At 38.3% G+C, this 22,729-nt stretch carries 16 protein-coding genes and 1 rRNA gene; 7 read left to right on the top strand and 10 right to left on the bottom strand.

Going from position 1 to position 22,729, the window contains the following annotated elements; all coding sequences use genetic code 11:
- Nucleotides 1-12: 12 nt before the first annotated feature.
- The 3 genes from ubiA to pgi all read right to left on the bottom strand — a co-directional run bounded on the left by ubiA (nucleotide 13) and on the right by pgi (nucleotide 3,272).
- Complete coding sequence (ubiA, locus tag INT04_RS07225) at nucleotides 13-867, bottom strand: 4-hydroxybenzoate octaprenyltransferase (protein WP_193015483.1); 855 nt, start codon at nucleotides 865-867, stop codon at nucleotides 13-15.
- 14 nt (nucleotides 868-881) lie between these two features.
- Entirely contained in the window at nucleotides 882-1,406 is a 525-nt protein-coding gene (ubiC, locus tag INT04_RS07220; RefSeq protein ID WP_193015482.1) for a chorismate lyase, read from the bottom strand.
- Between the two features lie 219 nt (nucleotides 1,407-1,625).
- Nucleotides 1,626-3,272, bottom strand: coding sequence for a glucose-6-phosphate isomerase (gene pgi / locus INT04_RS07215; RefSeq protein WP_193015481.1), 1,647 nt, complete (start codon nucleotides 3,270-3,272; stop codon nucleotides 1,626-1,628).
- Between the two features lie 265 nt (nucleotides 3,273-3,537).
- Between pgi and lysC the strand changes: the two genes are divergently transcribed.
- Together lysC and INT04_RS07205 are read left to right on the top strand one after the other, a co-directional pair.
- A complete protein-coding gene (gene lysC, locus INT04_RS07210; protein WP_193015480.1) occupies nucleotides 3,538-4,917 on the top strand; it encodes a lysine-sensitive aspartokinase 3 in 1,380 nt (459 codons plus the stop codon).
- Between the two features lie 140 nt (nucleotides 4,918-5,057).
- A complete protein-coding gene (locus INT04_RS07205) occupies nucleotides 5,058-5,843 on the top strand; it encodes a hypothetical protein (RefSeq protein WP_193015479.1) in 786 nt (261 codons plus the stop codon).
- Nucleotides 5,844-5,888: 45 nt separating this feature from the next.
- On the opposite strand, the gene INT04_RS07200 is transcribed toward INT04_RS07205, so the two are convergent.
- Together INT04_RS07200 and metH are read right to left on the bottom strand one after the other, a co-directional pair.
- On the bottom strand, nucleotides 5,889-6,467 hold the full coding sequence (locus tag INT04_RS07200) for a hypothetical protein (protein ID WP_226894020.1): 579 nt from the start codon (nucleotides 6,465-6,467) through the stop codon (nucleotides 5,889-5,891).
- A 133-nt stretch (nucleotides 6,468-6,600) separates the two neighbouring features.
- A complete protein-coding gene (metH, locus tag INT04_RS07195; protein WP_193015478.1) occupies nucleotides 6,601-10,278 on the bottom strand; it encodes a methionine synthase in 3,678 nt (1,225 codons plus the stop codon).
- A 255-nt stretch (nucleotides 10,279-10,533) separates the two neighbouring features.
- Here metH and iclR point away from each other — a divergent pair, with 255 nt between their 5' ends.
- The 3 genes from iclR (at nucleotide 10,534) to INT04_RS07180 (ending at nucleotide 14,254) form a co-directional block, all read left to right on the top strand.
- Entirely contained in the window at nucleotides 10,534-11,370 is an 837-nt protein-coding gene (gene iclR / locus INT04_RS07190; RefSeq protein WP_193015477.1) for a glyoxylate bypass operon transcriptional repressor IclR, read from the top strand.
- A 307-nt stretch (nucleotides 11,371-11,677) separates the two neighbouring features.
- The gene (gene edd / locus INT04_RS07185) at nucleotides 11,678-13,534 is read left to right on the top strand and encodes a phosphogluconate dehydratase (protein ID WP_226894019.1); all 1,857 of its coding nucleotides are present in this window, start codon (nucleotides 11,678-11,680) and stop codon (nucleotides 13,532-13,534) included.
- A 78-nt stretch (nucleotides 13,535-13,612) separates the two neighbouring features.
- Nucleotides 13,613-14,254 (top strand): bifunctional 4-hydroxy-2-oxoglutarate aldolase/2-dehydro-3-deoxy-phosphogluconate aldolase, encoded by a 642-nt coding sequence (locus INT04_RS07180; protein ID WP_193015627.1) that lies wholly within the window; start codon nucleotides 13,613-13,615, stop codon nucleotides 14,252-14,254.
- Nucleotides 14,255-14,314: 60 nt separating this feature from the next.
- On the opposite strand, the gene aceK is transcribed toward INT04_RS07180, so the two are convergent.
- From aceK to aceB, 3 genes are all read right to left on the bottom strand, one after another.
- Nucleotides 14,315-16,036 (bottom strand): bifunctional isocitrate dehydrogenase kinase/phosphatase, encoded by a 1,722-nt coding sequence (aceK, locus tag INT04_RS07175; protein WP_193015476.1) that lies wholly within the window; start codon nucleotides 16,034-16,036, stop codon nucleotides 14,315-14,317.
- 75 nt (nucleotides 16,037-16,111) lie between these two features.
- The gene (gene aceA, locus INT04_RS07170; RefSeq protein WP_193015475.1) at nucleotides 16,112-17,419 is read right to left on the bottom strand and encodes an isocitrate lyase; all 1,308 of its coding nucleotides are present in this window, start codon (nucleotides 17,417-17,419) and stop codon (nucleotides 16,112-16,114) included.
- 69 nt (nucleotides 17,420-17,488) lie between these two features.
- Nucleotides 17,489-19,081, bottom strand: coding sequence for a malate synthase A (gene aceB, locus INT04_RS07165; protein ID WP_193015474.1), 1,593 nt, complete (start codon nucleotides 19,079-19,081; stop codon nucleotides 17,489-17,491).
- 326 nt (nucleotides 19,082-19,407) lie between these two features.
- On the opposite strand from aceB, the gene metA reads away from it, so the two are divergent.
- Nucleotides 19,408-20,337 carry a homoserine O-acetyltransferase MetA gene (gene metA / locus INT04_RS07160; protein ID WP_193015626.1) on the top strand — a complete coding sequence of 310 codons (930 nt, stop codon included), beginning with the start codon at nucleotides 19,408-19,410 and terminating at the stop codon, nucleotides 20,335-20,337.
- A 63-nt stretch (nucleotides 20,338-20,400) separates the two neighbouring features.
- Here the strand turns inward: metA and INT04_RS07155 are convergent, their stop codons facing one another.
- The gene (locus INT04_RS07155) at nucleotides 20,401-21,504 is read right to left on the bottom strand and encodes a glycerol dehydrogenase (RefSeq protein ID WP_193015473.1); all 1,104 of its coding nucleotides are present in this window, start codon (nucleotides 21,502-21,504) and stop codon (nucleotides 20,401-20,403) included.
- Nucleotides 21,505-21,826: 322 nt separating this feature from the next.
- Between INT04_RS07155 and idi the strand changes: the two genes are divergently transcribed.
- On the top strand, nucleotides 21,827-22,378 hold the full coding sequence (idi, locus tag INT04_RS07150; RefSeq protein WP_413465710.1) for an isopentenyl-diphosphate Delta-isomerase: 552 nt from the start codon (nucleotides 21,827-21,829) through the stop codon (nucleotides 22,376-22,378).
- 110 nt (nucleotides 22,379-22,488) lie between these two features.
- Here the strand turns inward: idi and rrf are convergent.
- Nucleotides 22,489-22,604, bottom strand: a 5S ribosomal RNA gene (gene rrf / locus INT04_RS07145).
- Nucleotides 22,605-22,729: the final 125 nt, after the last annotated feature.

The raw sequence follows: 22,729 nt of genomic DNA, 5'->3' as shown, positions 1-22,729 counted from the left end.
GCTTACAATACGTTAAAAATAACTAAATAAAATACCTGCAAATAAGACAAATCCAACATAGTTATTATTCATAAAAGCTTGGAAACATGGCGCTCTTTCACGTTCTGCAATCAATTTTTGCTGATAAATAAACAGTGCTGTAATAAGTAATAGCGACCAATAATAAATACCTTTTAGGTTCAGAAGGACACCAATACCAACCAACAGCGCCAACATTACAAGCTGGAAAATACCGATAATAATTTTGTCATAACGACCAAATAAAATAGCGGTAGATTTTACGCCAATTTTTAAATCATCATTACGATCAACCATTGCATATTGTGTATCGTAAACAACTGACCAAACGATATTCACAAGAAATAATAACCAACATGCTAAGGGTAGACTTTCTGAGACTGCAGCAAATCCCATAGGAATAGACCAACCAAACGCCATTCCTAAAATAAGTTGGGGTAGATGACTAAACCGTTTAACAAAAGGGTAAAACCATGCCAGCGCAAGTCCTGCGACAGATAACCAAATTGTCATGGTATTGAGTGTTAAGACTAGTCCAAATGAAAGAAGCACTAAAACGATAAAGAGTATTTTACTCTCTTTTTCTGTCACAGCCCCACTAGGTAATGGTCGATTTTTAGTTCGTTCAACACTGCCATCAATTTTTCTGTCAGCAAAGTCGTTTATTACACACCCAGCGGCACGCATAGAGAACACGCCAATAGTAAAGACAATCAGAATATGCCAATCAGGAAAGCCCTTAGCAGCAATCCATAAAGCCCAATAAGTTGGCCAAAGTAATAATAGCGCTCCGATAGGTTTATCTATACGCATTAAACGGCTATATGCCTGCCATTTATTGTGCGTCATACTTCCCTCCAATTTTAGCTCTCCCCTAATGACTTCTTATACACTGGTGATGCAGGTAGAAACACCTCGGTTAATAATAAAGGTTTATCTGAAAGCTGGAAACGCGAACGACGTAGCCAATACCCATTTTGTTGTCCGATATGAATAAAATCACGACTTAACGTTGTTTCCTGAAACAGATAACGACCAAGAGGAACGGTTCTTAAATTGACCAGTTTTCTATCTTCACCTGTCAGAGTTTCTTCTGGTACTAAAGTTCGCCCTAACAACCAAGGGATATTATCACCACACAATACCACTTCTCTTAGCCAATAACGCTGACTTTCAGGTAAACATGCTTTTTCATCCGCGGGTTCAATAACATCAATAAATCCTTCTTGATAAGGCATTACTGTGACTTTTTGACAATACTGTTCAAAACGTCGTGTCATTGAGCCTAATTCCATTAGCCAACTTAATGTACTTTCTTTAATACTGACATGTTCCTCGCTGGGCAGCCAATGAATAGGTATAGGAGTAATTATTGATTTTTTGAACATTATTTCATCATCAGCGTTGATGATCCTAGCTTGTGTGAATCATGATGCATAAGGATATCATGATGTGGCTAAGGGAAGTTAAAAGCTGATAACATTTCGCATAAATAATCTAAAAAAGCGTTAAAAGAAAATCAGATTTAATACCAAAAACGAAAAAACAAAGGAGGTTATCAAAACCTCCTTTGTGCCTAACTAACGATTTATATTCAGTTTATTCTGTTAACGCCATGCTTTATAAAGATTAATCAGATTATTGGTTGAGCTATCATGGCTATTAACACTTTCCTTACCTTTTAATTCAGGAAGAATACGATTAGCCAGTTGTTTACCCAACTCAACACCCCATTGGTCAAACGTGAAGATATTAAAAATGACACCTTGTACAAAGATTTTATGTTCATACATCGCAATCAATGCGCCTAATGAATAAGGTGTAATTTCTTTTAACAGAATGGAGTTTGTTGGACGATTGCCTTCAAACACTTTGAAAGGTGCAACGTAGTCCATCGTTTTAGGATCTTTTCCTGCTGCGGCAAATTCTGCATCAACTTGCTCACGCGTTTTACCAAAGGCTAGCGCCTCTGTTTGAGCAAAGAAATTAGACATTAGTTTTGCATGATGATCGGATAATGGATTATGGCTAATCGCAGGCGCAATAAAATCACAAGGAATAATTTTTGTACCTTGATGAATTAATTGATAAAAAGCATGTTGACCATTTGTACCAGGCTCCCCCCAAATAATAGGGCCTGTTTGGTAAGTGACTTTATTTCCATCACGATCAATATACTTACCATTAGATTCCATATTGCCTTGTTGGAAGTAAGCGGCAAAACGATGCATATACTGATCGTATGGCAGAATCGCTTCAGTTTCTGTGCCAAAAAAATTGTTATACCAAATGCCAATCAGTGCGAGGATCATTGGAATATTATTTTCGGCATCAGTGGTGCTAAAGTGGTTATCCATTGCATGGGCACCTTCAAGCAATTGCTCAAAGTTATTATAACCAACAGATAATGCAATGGATAAACCAATTGCTGACCATAATGAGTAACGACCACCAACCCAATCCCAAAATTCAAACATATTGGCAGTATCAATACCAAACTTTTCAACTTCAGTACTGTTTGTGGATAACGCCACAAAGTGTTTAGCAACAAAAGCACTCTCTTTGGCAGAAGCTAAGAACCAATCTCTTGCTGAATGCGCATTGGTCATGGTTTCTTGTGTTGTGAATGTTTTTGATGCAATTAAGAATAGCGTGGTTTCAGGATCACATTTTTTCAGTGTTTCAGCAATGTGTGTGCCATCTACATTTGAAACAAAATGCATAGTAAGATGATTTTTATATGGACGTAATGCTTCTGTCACCATATAAGGGCCTAGATCAGAACCCCCAATACCAATATTCACAACAGCTGTAATGGCTTTACCTGTGTAACCTTTCCATTCACCACTAATAATGCGCTCACTGAATTTTTTCATTTTATTCAGTACCGCATTAACGTCAGGCATGACATCTTTGCCATCAACCATCACAGGAGTATTGCTACGATTACGCAATGCAGTATGAAGCACAGCACGATCTTCAGTGCGGTTGATTTTTTCACCCGCAAATAAACTCTTTATTGCACCAGCAACATCACATTCCTTCGCCAGAGCCTGCAATTTTTCTAATGTTTCTTTCGTAATACGATTTTTTGAAAAATCCACTAGAATTTGGTCTGAAAATGTTTTTGAAAATTGCTCAAAACGTGATGGATCCTGAGCAAACAACGTTTTCATTTCGGTGTCTTTGAAAACCGAAAAATGGTTTTCTAATGCCTTCCAAGCTAGGGTTTGGGTCGGGTTTACATTTTTCATTCACAATACTCTCTTAAGATTACAATCCAATATTCTCAGATTGTAGCCTGACATTTAATAGTTACAGTCAATTCTTTCTCATTTGATGATATTGGTCAAAACCATTCAATAATTCTAGTACTAATTACTTACATAGGTAAAACCGATAATGCGAAGCTGATTATTAATTAAATTGATTATTCCTCACTCTGCATTGACTCTCTACTTAATAACCGATATTCCTAACTGTGTCCAACATCTCATTTTTGCCTAAAGGAATACGACAATGACTGATAATACTGCTACGACCTCATCTTCCTCATCGCCATACACTATCGCTAAATTTGGTGGCACCAGTGTTGCTACCTTTTCAGCGATGGAAAAGTGTGCAGATATTATCCTGAAACAAAAGTCAGTTCGTGTTGTGGTTCTTTCGGCTTCTGCAGGCATTACTAATCTACTGATTGAATTAGCGACAGGTGTTGAAGCATCACAACAAGAAGCATTACTTTCTCACGTTCGCGATATTGAGTACGCCATTATCAATCAGCTCTCTCAGCCAGAAATCATTTCTCAAGAAATAAATCGCCTTCTGGAGAATATTGAGAGGCTAGCTAAAGCGGCCGCATTAGCCACCTCTGACGCATTAACAGATGAGCTAGTCAGTCACGGGGAATTAATGTCAACATTGCTTTTTGTTGAGTTATTACGTGAAAAAGGGATACAAGCAGATTGGTTTGATGTCAGAAAAGTGATGAAAACGAATGATCTATTTTGCCATGCAGAACCCGATATGGCGCAATTAACTGGACTCACACAAAGTCTTATTCAGCCTCGTTTAGAAGAAACCGTTATTGTCACGCAAGGTTTTATTGGTCAAGAGCCGAAAGGTAGAACAACAACTCTAGGCCGTGGAGGAAGCGACTATACGGCTGCACTGATTGGTGAAGCATTGGGAATGTCTCGTGTAGATATCTGGACAGATGTACCCGGTATTTACAGCACCGATCCAAGAATAGTCCCTGAGGCACATCGTATTGATCAAATTGCCTTTAATGAAGCGGCAGAAATGGCAACCTTCGGGGCTAAAATATTACACCCTGCGACATTATTGCCAGCCGTTCGTAGCGGCATTCCTGTTTTTGTTGGCTCAAGCAAAGCCCCCGAAGAAGGCGGCACTTTAGTTTGTGCTCAAACAGAAAATCCGCCTGTATTCCGTGCGATTGCACTGCGTAGAAAGCAAACATTGCTCACATTACATAGCCTAAAAATGCTTCATGCGCGTGGCTTCTTGGCTGAAATTTTTACCATTTTATCGCGCCACCATATTTCGGTTGATGTCATTACCACCTCTGAAGTCAGTATTGCTTTAACCCTTGATACAACGGGTACAACAAATTCATCAGGCAGTTTATTAACCAATGCATTATTAACTGAGCTTTCTGCATTATGCCGTGTTGAAGTAGAAGAAGATCTGGCATTAGTTGCCATAATTGGTAACTCACTTTCACAGGTAAATGGCCTAGGTATTAAAATTTTTGGCTCATTAGAAAATTATAATATTCGGATGATAAGCCATGGTGCAAGTACCCATAATTTATGTTTATTAGTTGATGGCAAAGATGCGGATAATATTGTGCGAAAATTGCATGATACCTTGTTTTAATAAAGTCCTACTGAAAAGAGAGGGATGATTTTATCTCTCTCAAAATTCAACCTTTATTGCTGTAATGGTGTAAGCTTTAAAGAACTTCATTTAATAATAATTAGAATCAAAGCCTAATTTTATTAATGGAGTATTAAAAAATGAATATAACTAGCAATAACGGCATGAATATAAGTGAAATTATAAGTAATAAAATTAGCACTAACAAGCTTCATTCTCGTATTCTTACAGACATACAAAAAGAAATTAATTCTTTGCACAATAATTCCGTTACGCTGAATACGCCTCTCGATACCACGCTCTCTCTTTTAAAACATATAGAAGATAAGCATCCTATTTCTAAAAATATAGGTACCATATACAATTTAGAATTAGTCGATAAGGATTGCCTTTCCTCTATGATTGATATACATCATAGAGAAAAGAAAAAAGACCATTCAGCTATTAGCCTTTATTCAGATATATTAAAAAAAATAGACATAAATACTACAAATAAAGAAATTCAGTTTATAAAGGAATTTATGAAACTATCTGATAAAATCATAGAAAATCACACCACAATAAAAGACACAATAAAAATTCTAGATAGTTATTTTCAAAATCTTAAAGACAAACTGGATGAAACACCAGAACTCGAAAAGAAAATAAATGAATACGATGACCAAAATAAAATTCTTTCAAGCTTAATTAAATACAATACGTCACAAAAAAATATAGGAATGAAAATTGAAGAAGAAACAAGTAAAGCCAATAAGTATAATAAAAATTTAAATAAAGCCATTAATGAACTATGTACAATTACTTCAAATTATATATCTATATTAGAAAATAGTGACCAATTAAAAGATCACAATAAAATATTAGAATTAATAACAAATCATAAAGAAAGCATAGAAAAAATAAATACCACTTATCTTAAATTTTAATATTTAAGCTAGGCTTCTTTTTCTAGAAGCCTAGCTTTTAATAAATTAATAAACTCGATAACCACCATATTTTTTAGCAAATTGATTAAATTTACCAAAATCAATTAAGGCAATTTCTAAAGAACGGTGAGCAAGATGAGACATTTTAGCAATTTTCTCAACAAAAACCCGATTCTCTTCAAGTAGCTTAGGAGTAAGTGTAGAAGCAATAATTTCACACTCTTTAGGTGTCACTATCCAGCCATCATTAGTAGCAAACTTATGAATAGGGATATTGCCCTCTTTCTTACTTTCTTGGGCTAATAATGTCTCTTCTTCTTTTATCGCCTGTTTAAACAGTACAATTTCTTCTTCAATAGGCTCTGGAGAGGTAGGTATTTTATGATAAATATAGTCACCCACTTCTTCCATTCGTGCCGGTGTCATTTCTGCTTTTAGCCATACTTTATCAAAGGCTTTCTCATCTAAGATAGCGTCTGTATCTAAACTTCCCGTTAATTGCATCAGATTTAAAAAAGCATTAATTAAGACTTCATTTAATGGGTAATTTCCTTTAGCTAAAGAAGGAAAAGGCGCTTCAGTGCCAGCAGGCGGGGTTTTCTGAAGGTACAAAGTATAACTCATCATGATGTCCTTTTTTCTGATACAGACTCACAGCTTAAACACCTTTAATGGGAACTGCCAGAGAAAATAACAAGGGGATATTGCTATCCCCTCTGTATTTATTACATTATTGTGATCTTAAAAGAAAAATGCGTTAAGACTCATACCCTAAATTAGGCGCTAACCAACGTTCAACTTCACTCACACTCATTCCGCGGCGTTTCGCGTAGTCTTCAACCTGATCTTTTTGAATTTGAGCAACCGCAAAATATTTACTTTCAGGATGACTAAAATACCAACCCGATACTGATGCCCCAGGCCACATCGCATAAGCATCTGTCAGTTTCATACCAATTTGATTTTCCACATCAAGCAACTGCCAAATTTTGGCTTTTTCTGTGTGCTCTGGACATGCTGGGTATCCCGGAGCTGGTCGTGTTCCTTGATATTTTTCTCGAATAAGTTCGTCATTAGAGAGATTTTCATCCGCGCTATAACCCCAGATTTTTATTCTCACTTGTTGGTGAAGATATTCAGCAAAGGCCTCTGCTAATCTATCTGATAACGCTTTAACCATAATTTTATTGTAATCATCATGGGCAAGATCATAAGCATTTGCGAGCGCATCTTCCTCCAGCCCCCCCGTAACAGCAAACGCACCAAAATAGTCAGCAACACCACTTTCAATGGGGGCAATAAAATCAGCTAGACAGTAATTAGGAAAATCTTTTTTCTCGGTTTGTTGGCGCAAATGGCAACTGTGTAATAACGCATGCTGTCGGCTTTCATCTTGATAAATCACAATATCATCACCTAGACGGTTAGCAGGAAATAATCCCACAATTCCTTTTGGTGTTAATAATTTTTCACGACTTAACTTATCCAGCATCGTATTAGCATCAGCAAACACGCGTTTAGCTTCTTCGCCTACGACTTCATCTTCTAAAATACGAGGGTATTTACCCGCTAAAGACCATGTCATAAAAAAAGGCGTCCAATCAATATATTCACGCAATACATCAATATTAGCGGTAATTTCCTGTACTCCTAATTGATTGGGCTTTGGCGGTGTGTAGTTTTGCCAATCAATTGGCAGTGCATTTGCTCGCGCAATATCTAATGAAACAGGCGGTGTACGCGGCTTCTTTCTGGCATATTGCTGACGAACGATGTCATATTCTCGACGTGTTTTAGCAACAAAATCGGCTTTTTGTGTCGCGGATAATAGTGCGGCAACCACCCCCACGGTACGGGACGCATTTTGTACATAAACCGTAGGGTGACTATAATTAGGCTCTATTTTTACTGCCGTATGCGCTTTAGATGTTGTCGCGCCACCAATCATTAATGGCAAAGAAAATCCACGACGTTCCATCTCTTTAGCAACATTGACCATCTCATCCAATGAGGGGGTAATCAGCCCCGAAAGTCCAATAATATCGACTTTTTCATCCATTGCAGTTTGTAAGATTTTATCACAAGGCACCATCACGCCCAGATCGAGGATCTCATAGTTATTACACTGTAAAACAACACCCACAATATTTTTACCAATATCGTGAACATCACCTTTCACCGTTGCAAGTAAGATTTTACCTGCCGAACTTCCCGCTTGCTTTGAAGCTTGAATATAGGGTTCAAGATAAGCAACAGCTTGTTTCATCACCCTTGCTGATTTCACAACCTGAGGCAAAAACATCTTTCCCTCACCAAACAAGTCACCCACTGTATTCATACCATTCATCAATGGTCCTTCAATGACTTCAATCGGGCTTGATACTTGCTGGCGACAAGCTTCGGTGTCTTCAACAATAAACTCTGTGATCCCTTTCACTAATGCGTACTCTAAGCGCTTTTCAACATCCCATTGTCGCCACTCAGCAAGTTGATGGTTTTGTTCGTCACTTTTCGTTCCACGATAACGCTCTGCCAATGCTAATAAATTGTCAGTGCTCTCTTCATGGCGATTTAAAATAACATCTTCGACCGCATTACGTAGTTCATCGGGTAATGAGTCATAAATGGCGAGTTGTCCCGCATTGACAATTCCCATGTCTAGGCCATTCTTTACGGCGTAATAGAGAAAAACAGAATGAATAGCTTCACGAACGGGATCGTTACCCCGAAATGAAAATGAAACGTTAGAGACGCCCCCTGAAATTAAAGCATAAGGCAACTGCGCTTTAATATCAGCGCAAGCTTCAATAAAATCGACCGCATAATTATTATGTTCAGCAATCCCTGTTGCGACGGCAAAAATATTAGGATCAAAAATGATATCTTCTGCAGGGAAACCCGCTTGCTCTGTTAATAACAGATAAGCGCGATGGCAAATTTCTATTTTACGCTCTCGAGTATCCGCCTGCCCTACTTCATCAAATGCCATCACCACAACAGCAGCACCGTATTTGCGTACTAATTTGGCATGTTCAAGAAAAGAGGCTTCTCCTTCTTTCATTGAAATTGAGTTAACAATTCCCTTTCCTTGAATACATTTTAAGCCTTCTTCAATCACTTCCCACTTTGAAGAGTCAATCATTACAGGCACTTTGGCAATATCAGGCTCACCTGCAATAAGGTTAAGAAAACGCGTCATTGCTTCAACCGCATCTAACATGCCTTCATCCATGTTGATATCAATGATTTGAGCACCATTTTCAACTTGCTGGCGTGCGACATCTAACGCTTCTTGGTAGTTGCCTTCTTTTATCAAGCGCTTAAATTTAGCAGAGCCTGTTACGTTGGTTCTTTCTCCCACGTTAACAAACAACGAATTATCATCAATAATTAGTGGTTCAAGGCCTGAAAGGCGACACGCTTTTTTAAGAGAAGGTAACGGTCTTGGTGAAATCCCATCAACTGCTTGCGCTATCGCTTGAATATGGGTAGGCGTGGTGCCACAACATCCTCCCACAATATTGAGAAAACCAGCTTGTGCCCACTCTTTAATGTGTTCCGCCATTTCTTTAGCATCTAAATCATATCCTCCAAATGCATTGGGTAAACCCGCATTAGGATGAGCACTAACATAAGTTTCAGAAATTTGTGAAAGCGTTTGAATATATTGGCGTAATTCTTTAGGGCCTAGCGCACAGTTTAAACCAAAAGAGAGAGCATCAGCATGACGTAATGAGTGGTAGAACGCTTCGGTCGTTTGACCTGTTAAAGTTCTTCCTGAGGCATCAGTGATAGTCCCTGAGATCATCACTGGCAATTCAATATTAAGCGCTTCAAATTCACATTTAATGGCAAAAATAGCGGCTTTTGCATTGAGTGTGTCGAAAATAGTTTCGACCATGATTAAATCAACACCACCTTTCACTAATCCGTTGATTGCTTCACGATATGACGCCACCAGCTTATCAAATGAAACATTACGAAAAGCGGGATCATTAACATCAGGTGATATAGAGGCGGTTCTATTTGTTGGCCCTAAAACCCCAGCAACATAGCGCGGTTTTTCTGGTGTTAAGGTACTCCATTTATCTGCACATTCTTTGGCTAATTTTGCCGCTGTTTCATTAAGCTCAAAACAGAGCGACTCCATGTGATAATCTGCCATCGCAATAGACGTCGAGTTGAACGTATTGGTTTCAATAATATCAGCGCCGGCTTGAAAATAAGCGTTATGAATATCAGCAATAATTTGTGGTTGAGTTAACACTAAAAGGTCATTATTCCCTTTAACATCACAAGCCCAATCAGTAAATCGTTCACCTCGATAATCTGCTTCAGCTAGTTGATATTGCTGGATCATCGTTCCCATTGCGCCATCAAGAACTAAGATCCGTTTTTCTAATGCTTCCGTCAGTTGTTGCTTTATGTTTGCCACGTTGTTTCCTCTTAATCGAGAATGTTTTTGTGCTTATTTTTCATTATTGTTATTTCGTTGTTTTTTTATCCTACCATATCTTTTTATAAAGATTTCTAAGACGAAGATGAGAGATTTTCACTCAGCAATAACCTCTTTTGATAAATATTTCTTATCACACACTTTGTTTTGAAAAATACAGTGATCAGAGGAGTTTTATTACGCTATATAGTTCATAATAGATATTAATATGGATAGCATTTCTGGAGTGTATGCATGACAGTTTCCCCTACAAATAAAAAAGTGCGTAAGACGAAAACCACTGCCACTCAAAGCACTGCACAAGGAGGGCCCGTTCAGTCGTTAAGTCGTGGACTGACATTATTGGAATATATTTCCGAATCGCCCGGTGGTATTGCCTTAACAGATCTTGCTTTTCAAGCGGGTTTACCCAACTCCACAACACACCGCCTGTTAACAACGCTTCAACAGCATGGTTTTGTTCGCCAAGTTGGTGATTTAGGATTATGGGTTGTTGGCACTCATGCCTTTATCGTTGGCAGTAGCTTTTTACAGACGCGTAATCTTCTGGTGATGGTGCACCCAATTTTACGTCAATTAATGGAAGATTCTGGCGAAACCGTCAATCTGGCTATTCTTGACCAAATTGAATTTGATGCGGTAATTGTCGATCAAGTGCAATGTAATGCATTAATGAGAATGTCTGCCCCTATTGGAGGAAAATTACCAATGCACGCATCCGGTGCTGGCAAAGCCTTTCTTTCTACTCTACCAGACAATAAATTACTGCCTTTACTTCAGAAAAAAGGCTTAATCGCTTACACCCCTCACACTCGAACCCTTCCTTCATCCTTAAAAGAAAACTTAGAACAAGCTCGTAAACAAGGCTTCTCTTTTGATGATGAAGAGCATGCGCTAGGTTTACGTTGTATTGGTGCCTGCATTTATGATGAACACCACCAGCCTTTTGCTGCAATTTCACTTTCAGGCCCCGTTTCGAGAATGACGGATTCTCGTATTACGGAATTAGGTGCAATGGTTATCAAAGCAGCAAAGCAAATTAGCCGTGAATACGGTGGCATCCAAAGCTAATATCGACTTTCACCTTCCTTATTGTAAAAACAATAGGGAAGGTATTTGTCCAAATAAAACGATTCAGCTTTTCAAAATAATCGCCTCTAGGCTTTATCTCCGCTAAATATTAAAAAACCATTATTTCTTACTTTAAAAAATTGATGTTGATCACAGATGTTGTTTAAGACGCATTAAGAGTATTGCAACTCTTGTTGTTACCCGTAACAATGTTACCGGTAACAAGCGCTATGGCTAAATTCTCACACTTTCTCTTTATCGCCAATAGTAACGCTCATCACTCAGTGTGAATAAAGGAAGCATCATTATGAACCCTAAAGATCATGACCATTTTCAGAATAACTTTGCACCTATTAACGAGACTGTAAAACAGGTGACAGAACGTATTGTTGCTCGCTCACAACCCACTCGTCATGCTTATCTGAAAAAAATTGAAGCCGCAAAAAGTCAAACTGTACACCGTGCCCAGCTTGCTTGCGGTAATTTGGCTCATGGTTTTGCAGCTTGTCAGACTGATGATAAAATGAACCTAAAAAATATGGTTCATAATGATATTGCCATTATTACAGCTTATAACGACATGTTGTCAGCGCATAAACCGTATGAAGATTATCCTCAAAAAATTAAACAAGCATTACATGCTGTTGGTGCCGTAGGGCAAGTCGCAGGCGGAGTTCCTGCTATGTGCGATGGCGTAACTCAAGGCCAAGATGGTATGGAGCTATCACTGCTCAGTCGTGATGTAATTGCAATGTCAGCTGCTGTTGGTTTATCCCATAATATGTTTGATGGCGCGCTGTATTTAGGAATTTGCGATAAAATTGTGCCTGGATTGGCCATGGCGGCACTCTCTTTTGGTCATCTCCCTGCTATTTTTATACCCGCAGGCCCGATGACTAGCGGTTTACCAAACAAAGAAAAAGTCCGTATTCGTCAACTTTATGCAGAAGGCAAAGTCGATCGTAATGCCTTGTTAGAAGCAGAATCCGCCTCTTACCATAGTATCGGAACCTGTACCTTTTATGGCACAGCAAATTCTAACCAAATGGTCATGGAAATAATGGGATTACATTTGCCTGGTGCTTCTTTTATTCACCCTGACACCCCATTACGTGATGCATTAACAGACGCCGCCGCAAGCCAAATAACTCGTTTAACCGAAAACTCAGGGAATTATCTTCCTATCGGCCAACTCGTTGACGAAAAAGTGATTGTAAATGGCATTATTGCATTATTAACGACGGGGGGATCAACAAATCTAACCATGCACTTAGTTGCCATGGCGAGAGCCGCAGGCATTATTATTAATTGGGATGATTTCTCCGAGCTCTCACAAGTTGTTCCACTGATTGCTCGCATTTATCCTAATGGCCCTGCTGATATAAACCAATTTCAAGCTGCAGGGGGGATTGCTCTGATTATTCGTGAGTTGTTGAAAAAAGGTTTAATTCATCGTGATGTCAATACTGTCGCAGGATTTGGTATTGAACGCTATACCTTAGAACCTTGGCTAAATAACGGTAAACTTGAGTGGCGTGACGGTGCGATACACTCTTTAGATAAAGACGTCATTGCCGATATTAACACACCATTTTCGCCCCATGGTGGCACACAAGTAATGCAGGGTAACTTAGGCAGAGCGGTAATGAAAACCTCGGCTGTCCCTGATGAGAATAAGATTATCGAGGCTCCTGCTGTTGTTTTTAATAGCCAACATGATATTGCCGCTAAGTTTGAAACGGGCGAGTTAAACAAAGATTGTGTGGTGGTTGTCCGTTACCAAGGACCTCAAGCAAATGGCATGCCTGAATTACATAAACTTATGCCACCTTTGGGTGTATTAATGGATAAAGGCTACAAAGTTGCATTAGTCACTGATGGTCGACTTTCTGGCGCATCAGGAAAAGTTCCCGCCGCTATTCATGTTACACCTGAAGCCGCTAATGGTGGTTTATTATCTAAAGTACATGATGGTGATATTATTCGAGTTAATGGCAAAACAGGTGAGCTAACTCTTCTTGTTGATGAACAGACACTCAATGCTCGCCAAGATGAAATGCCCGATTTAAGTGCCAATAACCTAGGCTGTGGTCGTGAGCTGTTTGTGAACTTACGTCGCCATTTATCTGGTGCTGAACAAGGTGCTTGTTGTATTGATTTTTAATGCATAAAAGTTTTAATGCCTAACGAGGAGTAAATTTAAATGATTTACTCTCCATCTTCTGATTAGGAAATACAAATGATGAATCATTGGAATACAAGTGCAGAGTCTGTACTAAAATCAGGGCCAGTTGTTCCTGTTATTGTTATCAATCATATTGATGAAGCTGTACCTGTTGCAAAAGCCTTAGTTGCAGGTGGCATAAAAGTTTTAGAAGTGACATTGCGAACAGAATGCGCTATTGAAGCAATTCGCCGTATCGCAAAAGAAGTCCCTGACGCTATTGTAGGTGCAGGAACCGTTATTAACCCTCAACAATTGGCACAAGTCACAGAAGCAGGTGCTCAATTTGCCATTAGCCCAGGATTAACAGAAGCATTACTTAAAGCGGCAGTGGCTGGTAATATTCCTTTAATTCCAGGAATTTCAACAGTATCTGAATTAATGCTGGGTATGAGCTATGGCTTAAAAGAGTTTAAATTCTTTCCTGCTGAAGCTAACGGTGGCGTCAAAGCGTTAAAAGCGATTGCTGGGCCTTTCTCTCAAATCCGTTTCTGCCCAACAGGGGGGATTTCACCTGAAAACTATCGTAATTACCTTGCACTTGAAAGTGTGCTTTGTATTGGTGGCTCTTGGTTAGTCCCTAATGATGCAGTTAAAGCTGGTGATTACCAACGTATTACTGAATTAGCTAAAGAAGCTGTCGCGGGTGCACAGTACTAATTCTCGCGATATAAATAAAGATAGGTATCCCCTTGTATCTATCTTTATTTTTAGCTTTACTCACACTGCCTGATGACAATAAACAAATCGCTTCGTTTGAGAATAGGCATAAACATCTTCAATATACCCTTCTTTAATTTTTTGCTGCTGTTGTTGCCAATAATCAGGTAATAAAAGATCGTGATGCTGTGCTTCAAAATAGCGACAAACTTGCTTATCACTGCATAAGAAATAACGAAATTCTTCAGGAAAGACATCATTAAGCCCAACGCTGTACCAAGGTTCACTGGCTAATTCATCTTCAGGATAGCGGGCAAGTGGGATCGCACGAAAATTCATATCTGTCATATAACTGATTTCATCATAATCATAGAAAATAACGCGATGATGGCGAGTCACGCCAAAATTTTTAAATAGCATATCACCGGGAAAGATATTTGCAGCAATCAACTCTTTTAGTGCTTGCCCGTAATCCTCAACAATGGCTTTAAGCTGTTTATCATCACATTGTTCCATATAGATATTAAGTGGTGTCATTCGACGTTCCATATAAAGATGACGGATCAATAATTTATCACCCAGATCGTCTAATTTATTGGGGATCTCCTGTTCAAAAATAGTCATTAACTCAGGGCTAATTCTTTTTTTATCGATCACAAAATTCTCAAATTCTTGAGTATCTGCCATTCGCCCGACACGATCGTGCTCTTTGACCAATTGATAACACGCTTTTACACGCTCTGCAGTGATCGTTTTCTGTGGTGCAAATTTATCTTTGATTACTTTAAAAACACGATCATAGGTGGGCAACGTAAATACCAACATCACCATGCCTTTTACACCAGGAGCCTCAATAAACTGCTCTGATGAAAAATTCATAAAGGCAAGATATTCACGATAATATTCCGTTTTACCATGTTTTTGGCAGCCGATTGACATATAAAGTTCAGCAATAGATTTACTTGGCAAGATATCTCTTAACCATGCCACTAATGCCGCAGGAAAGGGCGCATAAACCATAAAGTAAGCCCGAGCAAAACCAAAGACAACACTGGCTTCATCCGCTGTTATCAGACACGTATCAATCAATAGTTGCTGTTCAATATTATGAATAGGTAATAGAAATGGAATATATTGATTATTAATCACTATTTTTCCTATCAACCACGCAGCCTTATTACGATAGAAAAGCTCATTGGCAATGTGGAATACAGCACTGTGTAGCTGCTCATGAGAAAACTTGGCACAAAGGGAGTGACAAATTGAATGAATATCTCGTTGTTTATTTTGCCATGGCAAACGTAAAGGTAAACGCGACAAGATATCTTGCAATAACGTAGGTAAGTCACTTTGAATAACAAATGGCTTAGATAAAGGTCGAGGAGCCTGTGTAAAACGATAAGCAGGCTGTGATGAAAAAACAAAAAGATTTTTTTTATTCAGTTCACGATGATCAAAAAGACGACAGTAAACAGAATTAAAAAAACTCTCTGCAATCTCAAATCGAGGATAATTCGGTAATAGCTGTATATACTTTTCCTTTACTTTTTGCAAAAAAAGACTTTCTTTATCAATATCATGTCGAATACATCTAAGTTGTTCAACCACTAATCCAACATGATTATCATATAAACGGATGCGCTCTTTCATTGCCAGTTGTACGCCATGCCAATCTGCTTGCTCAAAACGATATTGAGCCCCCGACGTTATCTCAAGAAAACGACCATATTGGGCATCAAAGCCTTGTAAAATAGTGTGAGCAATTAAATCTTCTGGCGTCATTTACAACCTCGCGAAAAAGAGGAGCATCCTGCTCCTGAATTATCACCACAAAAATAGATAATGATATTTTAAACCTTAGAATTGCTGCTCTTCAGTTGAGCCTGTTAACGCTGTTACAGAAGACATTCCACCTTGAATAATGGTGGTCACTTTATCGAAATATCCCGTACCCACTTCTTGCTGATGTGATGAGAAGGTATATCCCTGATTAAGTGCCGCGAACTCTTTTTCTTGTACTTTTTCAACATAATGCTTCATACCTTCACCTTTAGCGTAGTCATGCGCCAAATCAAACATGTTGAACCACATGCTATGGATACCCGCTAAAGTAATAAATTGGAATTTATAGCCCATTGCAGAAAGCTCATCTTGAAAGTGAGCAATCGTGCGATCATCAAGATTCTTTTTCCAGTTAAAGGAAGGTGAACAGTTATAAGCCAGCATTTTTCCGGGATATTTATCGTGAATAGCTTCAGCAAACTTAGCCGCAAGTTTTAGATCGGGGAGTGATGTTTCACACCACACCAAATCGGCATAAGGCGCATAAGCAAGGCCACGACTGATTGCTTGATCAATACCAGCATGAGTACAGAAGAAACCTTCAGGTGTACGTTCTCCAGTTAAGAACGAACTATCATAAGGATCGCAATCTGAAGTTAAGAGATCCGCGGCATCCGCATCTGTTCTTGCAACAAGTAATGTGGGTACATCTGATACATCTGCGGCTAAACGTGCGGCAACCAGTTTTTGTACTGCTTCTTGAGTAGGAACTAATACCTTTCCCCCCATATGACCACATTTTTTTACTGCGGCTAGCTGATCTTCAAAATGAACACCTGCTGCTCCAGCTTCAATCATCGCCTTCATTAATTCAAAGGCATTTAGTACGCCACCAAAGCCCGCTTCCGCATCAGCCACAATAGGAAGGAAGAAATCAATATAATCTTTATGTTGAGGACCAATACCATTTGACCACTGAATTTGATCAGCTCGTCTAAAGGTATTATTGATGCGTTGTACAACATTAGGAACAGAATCAACCGGATATAAAGACTGATCAGGATACATGCTTGCCGCAGTATTAGCATCAGCAGCCACTTGCCATCCTGAAAGATAAACGGCTTCTAACCCTGCTTTTGCTTGTTGCAACGCTTGCCCACCGGTTAAAGCCCCTAATGCATTCACATAGCCTTTTTTCGATTGTCCATTTAATGATGACCAAAGCCTTTGCGCACCACGTCTTGCTAAGGTATGTTCTGGGTTAACCGAACCTCTTAATTTAATGACATCTTCAGCGCTATAAGGACGAGTAATACCTTTCCAGCGAGGTTGTTCCCACTCTTTCTCTAATTGGGCGATTTGCTCTGATCTACTAATAGTCATAAAAACAGCTCCTATAAATACGGTAGTGATGATGTTTGCAGTTTATAAATACGTTTTGACGTATCTTTTTTAATTTAAAAGTTGGTAACCCGGCAAAGTCAGAAAATCGACTAATTCATCTTGGGTTGTAATGTTATCCATCAAAGAGGCGGCTTCTTTAAAACGCCCTTCTTCGAAACGAGTATCACCGACTTCTTGGCGTATCACCTCAAGCTCTTCTTTCAACATGTTACGGAAGAGATCTTTAGTCACAATTTGCCCATCAGACAGCGTTTTTTGGTGGCGGATCCATTGCCAAATAGAAGTACGTGATATTTCTGCCGTTGCGGCATCTTCCATTAGTCCATAGATAGGTACGCAACCATTACCAGAAATCCACGCTTCGATATATTGCACAGCAACACGGATATTAGCCCTCATGCCCTTTTCTGTACGTTCACCTGTACAAGGTGCTAATAACATTTCTGCCGTTATTTTTTCATTACGTTGTACATCCAGTTGATTGGAACGAGCTCCCAATACGGCATCAAAAGCAGCTAATACGGTTTCAGCAAGACCAGGATGAGCAATCCAAGTACCATCATGGCCATTTGTTGCTTCAAGCTCTTTATCATCAAATACTTTTTTCAAAATAATGCCGTTTTGCTCAGGATCTCGACTTGGAATAAACGCAGACATTCCTCCCATCGCAAAAGCGCCACGTTTATGGCAAGTTTGAACAAGTAGACGAGAATAAGCACTCAAGAAAGGCTGAGTCATCGTGATCCCTTGTCTATCTGGTAATACACGATCAGGATAATTTTTTAATGTCTTGATATAGCTAAAAATATAATCCCAACGACCACAGTTAAGCCCGACAATATGCTCTTTCATGTGGAAGAGGATTTCTTCCATTTGGAAAACAGCGGGTAAGGTTTCAATTAATACCGTGGCTTTAATCGTTCCTGTTGCTAAACCAAAGCGCTTTTCAGTGAAATGAAAAACATCACTCCACCATTTAGCCTCTTGCCATGTTTGCAATTTAGGAATGTAGAAATATGGTCCACTTCCTTTTTCTAACAGTGCTTTGTGGTTATGATAAAAATACAAAGCAAAATCAAATAACCCACCAGAAATAGGCTCCCCCTGCCATAACACATGTTTTTCAGGAAGATGTAATCCTCTAACTCTGGCAACCAATACTGCCGGTGATGCTTTAAGTTGATAGCATTTACCCTGTTCATTGGTATAAGAAATGGTGCCTTTAACGGCATCACGCAGATTAATTTGACCATCAATGACTTTCTCCCACACAGGCGCTAATGAATCTTCAAAGTCTGCCATAAAAACTTTTACATCAGCATTTAATGCATTAATCACCATTTTACGATCAACTGGGCCTGTTATTTCAACACGACGGTCTTGAAGATCGTTAGGTATTGGATTGATTTTCCATTCAGCGTTTATAATGGAATTTGATTCCGAAATAAAATTAGGAAGCACACCATTATCAACTTTATGTTTCCAGTTCTCTCTCTCTTCTAATAAAACGTGACGTCTATCTGAAAAATGCTTTACTAAATCAGTTAAAAATAGCTTAACATCATGATTTATTATTTCTTTTTCTTGTTTTCTAAAAGATTGCGTAAAGTTTAACTCTTCTGTTATTAACGATTGTGACATTCTAAATTCCCCTAAAATCATTTACACACCTGATTAAGATTAATGCAGTTTTCACAAAAATCAAAAATGAATTCCATTTTTATTTAAATATTTTTTAACAATGTGATTACATTGGTGTTTTTTTATTGTACAAAAATGAAATTTTCAAAAATAACTCGAGGTGCCTAGAAGAGATAAAAGAGCGTGACTGCTTGATGATTCTAACTATATTGCTTTTTCTTATATGAATATTCTTCATATACAACATGAAGACCTCGACATTTAGAAGGTTATTAGATAAATTTAGGCTTCTGGATGTCTAGATGTTTTTTGTAGAGGTTATTGAAATGCCAATTAGAGTGCCCGATGAGCTACCCGCAGTTAGTTGTTTACAACAAGAAAATGTCTTTGTTATGACATCCAGTAGAGCGAGTATTCAAGATATTCGTCCTTTAAAAGTCCTTATTCTTAATTTAATGCCAAAGAAAATAGAAACAGAAAATCAATTTCTTCGGTTACTTTCTAATAGCCCTCTTCAAATTGATATTCAATTATTACGTATCGACTCTCGCATTCCTAAGAATACACCTGTGGAGCATCTCGATACTTTCTATTGTGATTTTACCCAAATTAAAGAACAAAATTTTGATGGACTAATTGTCACAGGGGCACCATTAGGGCTTGTTGAATTTGAGGATGTGGCTTATTGGGATGAAATAAAAGAAGTTATTACATGGGCTAAAGAGCATGTAACGTCGACACTCTTTATTTGTTGGGCGGCTCAAGCGGGATTAAATATCTTATATGACTTACCTAAATACACACTAAAACAGAAAATTTCAGGTGTATACAGTCATACGACTTGCTCACCATATTCATTGTTAACACGTGGATTTGATGATACCTTTTTTGCCCCTCATTCTCGTTATGCTGGCTTTCCTATCGACTTTATTCAAAACAATACTGATTTAGAGATCCTCGCAACATCGGAAGAAGCAGGCGCCTATCTATTTGCCTCAAAAGATAAAAGAGTCGTTTTTGCAACTGGACACCCTGAATACGATCCGAATACATTGGGTGATGAATATCATCGTGATGTTAAAGCAGGGCTAGATCCTCAATTACCAGAAAATTATTTTCCTAATAATGATCCAAATAAAAAACCTATCGCCTCTTGGCGTAGCCATGGGCATCTCTTGTTTGCAAACTGGTTGAATTACTACGTTTATCAGATCACCCCCTTTGATCTTGCCCAAATGAATCCAACATTAGATTAAATAAAAACCCCAAATATCAATTTGGGGTTTTTAGATAATCAGTTTCAGTTACCAAACTAAATATTATTTATAACGATGTGCCAACTCATTGGCTGCAATCATTGCATTATAAACGTCTTCTTCTGTCACTCTCATTGGCATATTACCCATGGTGTCACCTTCAGCACAGGCAATGTTAGCAACAGTGCGCCATTCACTTTCAATAAAATCTTTCATTCCCATATCTTCAAGTGTTAATGGTAATTCTGCTGCCTTAATAATGCGGATAACTTCATCAATTTCTTCTTGTGGTGCATTTTCTAATACTAATTGTGTTAATAAACCAAACACCACTTTTTCACCATGCTGAACTCGATGTAAAGACTCAACCGCTGACATACCATTATTTACTGCGTGAGCTGCCGCTAAACCACCGGCTTCGGCACCGACACCACTGAGATAAATTGTTGCTTCAATAGTTTGTTCTAATGCTGGCGTCGTAATTTTATGGCGAATAGCATCCATTGCTTTATCAATATTTTCACTTAACATTTCAAAACATAACTGTGCTAAACCAAGACCAGTACGTGATGGACGCTGATTAACTAAGTTTAACCCATCAGCCTGATAACAAGCGCGTGCTTCAAAATACGTCGCTAGCGCATCACCAACACCGGCAGAGAAAAAGCGTTGTGGTGCAGAAGCAATAATTGCAGTATCAGCAATAACAACATCTGGATTTTGTGGTAAGAATAAATATTTATCAAACTCGCCATTTTCTTTATATAACACAGAAAGTGCAGTACAAGGTGCGTCTGTAGAAGCAATTGTAGGGAATAAAATAACAGGAATATGTTGGTAATAAGCCACTGCTTTAGACACGTCTAATGTCTTACCGCCGCCAATACCAATAATAACGTTCGCTTTATTCTCAATCGCAATTTTACCAAGGCGATTAACTTCAGCTTCAGTACATTCGTAATTAAATTTTTCAACGATTGCGCCAATTTTATTTTCTTTAAGGGAAGGAAGCGCTTCATTCGTTACTTTTTCTAAGAAAAATTCATCACTAATAATAAAAGCATTATCACCAAAATCTTTAACGTATTTACCAACAGAAGCAAGAAGTTGACTACCAATAAAGAATTTTTTTGGGGAGGTAACAGAACGAGGTAATATAGACGACATAACTAAATTCCTTTATTTAGATTTTGCTACAAACAGCAGCAGAATTAGTATTTCATCTTACCTCTCATCATAATATGAATCTAGTAAACTCTCTGATAGATGTTACCTAATATATTTATACTTTCCGCATTTAGTTATATAAAAAATAATTTTAAGAGAAAAATAGTTGTATATTTATATACCATAGTTATTGTTTATCCTTACTATTTTAACTATCGTAAAAGCGATGCCATAAAAAGGACAACACAATAAATCGTTATTTGATATACAGTCATGTTATATTCACGTTATAACAATATATTATTTTATTAAGGTGATTTTTGTGGAAGACGCTGTCATTCTCGTAGATAAAAATGATAATGAACTGGGCACAATGCCAAAGCTTGAAGCTCATATTGTAGGCGCCTTACATCGAGCCTTTTCATTATTTATTTTTAATTCAAACCAACAACTACTTATTCAGCAACGTGCAATCTCTAAATATCACTCTGGTGGATTATGGGCAAATACATGCTGTAGCCACCCTCTCCCAAACGAATCACTGTCCGATGCGATTCATCGTCGTTTAGATGAAGAATTAGGTATGCAATGTAATATGCAGTCTATTGGCACAATTTTATATAACGAAAAAGTAACCGATGATCTGATAGAGCATGAATTTGATCACCTATTTTTAGGATTTAGCGATGAAACACCACAATGTAACCCAGATGAAATAATGAATTATCGGTGGATCACTCTCGATTCGCTTTATCAAGATATTGAAGAGAATACACAAAACTACAGTGTTTGGTTTTGCTATATATTAAATAGAATGGGAATTGAGCAGTTTTCTCGTTGGAGTGAAGGCATTATGACACCAAGATCTTACTAAACCTCAAAAAAATCAGATATCAAAATATTTATTGAGTTGATTTGGTTCATTTAAAAACACCAAACGCAAAAAAGCCAACCCATTGGGTTGGCTTTCTCGTCTTATTTAATGCCTGGCAGTTCCCTACTCTCACATGGGGAGACCCCACACTACCATCGGCGCTACAACGTTTCACTTCTGAGTTCGGCATGGAGTCAGGTGGGTCCGCTGCGCTATGGCCGCCAAGCAAATTCTGTTTATTACCCGTTATCTCGTATTCCTACTCCATAACCAGTAATCTCAATCTTTAACAAGCTTACTTCATCTACTCTTTGTCTCTCAGACAAAACACCTTCGGTGTTGTCAGGTTAA

Origin of the sequence: Proteus sp. FME41 (assembly GCF_014897315.1) — a bacterium.
In the GTDB taxonomy this organism is placed as follows: Bacteria; Pseudomonadota; Gammaproteobacteria; order Enterobacterales; family Enterobacteriaceae; genus Proteus.
Note: the sequence above shows the minus strand (reverse complement) of the source record. Positions and strands in the feature narration are given on the sequence as shown.

What these genes read in the sequence shown, in the direction of transcription:
- edd (WP_226894019.1), top strand. Translation starts at nt 11,678, where the DNA reads ATGAACCCTAAAGATCATGACCATTTTCAGAATAACTTTGCACCTATT.
- INT04_RS07155 (WP_193015473.1), bottom strand. Translation starts at nt 21,504, where the DNA reads ATGTCGTCTATATTACCTCGTTCTGTTACCTCCCCAAAAAAATTCTTT.
- aceB (WP_193015474.1), bottom strand. Translation starts at nt 19,081, where the DNA reads ATGTCACAATCGTTAATAACAGAAGAGTTAAACTTTACGCAATCTTTT.
- INT04_RS07205 (WP_193015479.1), top strand. Translation starts at nt 5,058, where the DNA reads ATGAATATAACTAGCAATAACGGCATGAATATAAGTGAAATTATAAGT.
- aceA (WP_193015475.1), bottom strand. Translation starts at nt 17,419, where the DNA reads ATGACTATTAGTAGATCAGAGCAAATCGCCCAATTAGAGAAAGAGTGG.
- lysC (WP_193015480.1), top strand. Translation starts at nt 3,538, where the DNA reads ATGACTGATAATACTGCTACGACCTCATCTTCCTCATCGCCATACACT.
- pgi (WP_193015481.1), bottom strand. Translation starts at nt 3,272, where the DNA reads ATGAAAAATGTAAACCCGACCCAAACCCTAGCTTGGAAGGCATTAGAA.
- INT04_RS07200 (WP_226894020.1), bottom strand. Translation starts at nt 6,467, where the DNA reads ATGAGTTATACTTTGTACCTTCAGAAAACCCCGCCTGCTGGCACTGAA.
- aceK (WP_193015476.1), bottom strand. Translation starts at nt 16,036, where the DNA reads ATGACGCCAGAAGATTTAATTGCTCACACTATTTTACAAGGCTTTGAT.
- metA (WP_193015626.1), top strand. Translation starts at nt 19,408, where the DNA reads ATGCCAATTAGAGTGCCCGATGAGCTACCCGCAGTTAGTTGTTTACAA.
- ubiA (WP_193015483.1), bottom strand. Translation starts at nt 867, where the DNA reads ATGACGCACAATAAATGGCAGGCATATAGCCGTTTAATGCGTATAGAT.
- INT04_RS07180 (WP_193015627.1), top strand. Translation starts at nt 13,613, where the DNA reads ATGAATCATTGGAATACAAGTGCAGAGTCTGTACTAAAATCAGGGCCA.
- iclR (WP_193015477.1), top strand. Translation starts at nt 10,534, where the DNA reads ATGACAGTTTCCCCTACAAATAAAAAAGTGCGTAAGACGAAAACCACT.
- ubiC (WP_193015482.1), bottom strand. Translation starts at nt 1,406, where the DNA reads ATGTTCAAAAAATCAATAATTACTCCTATACCTATTCATTGGCTGCCC.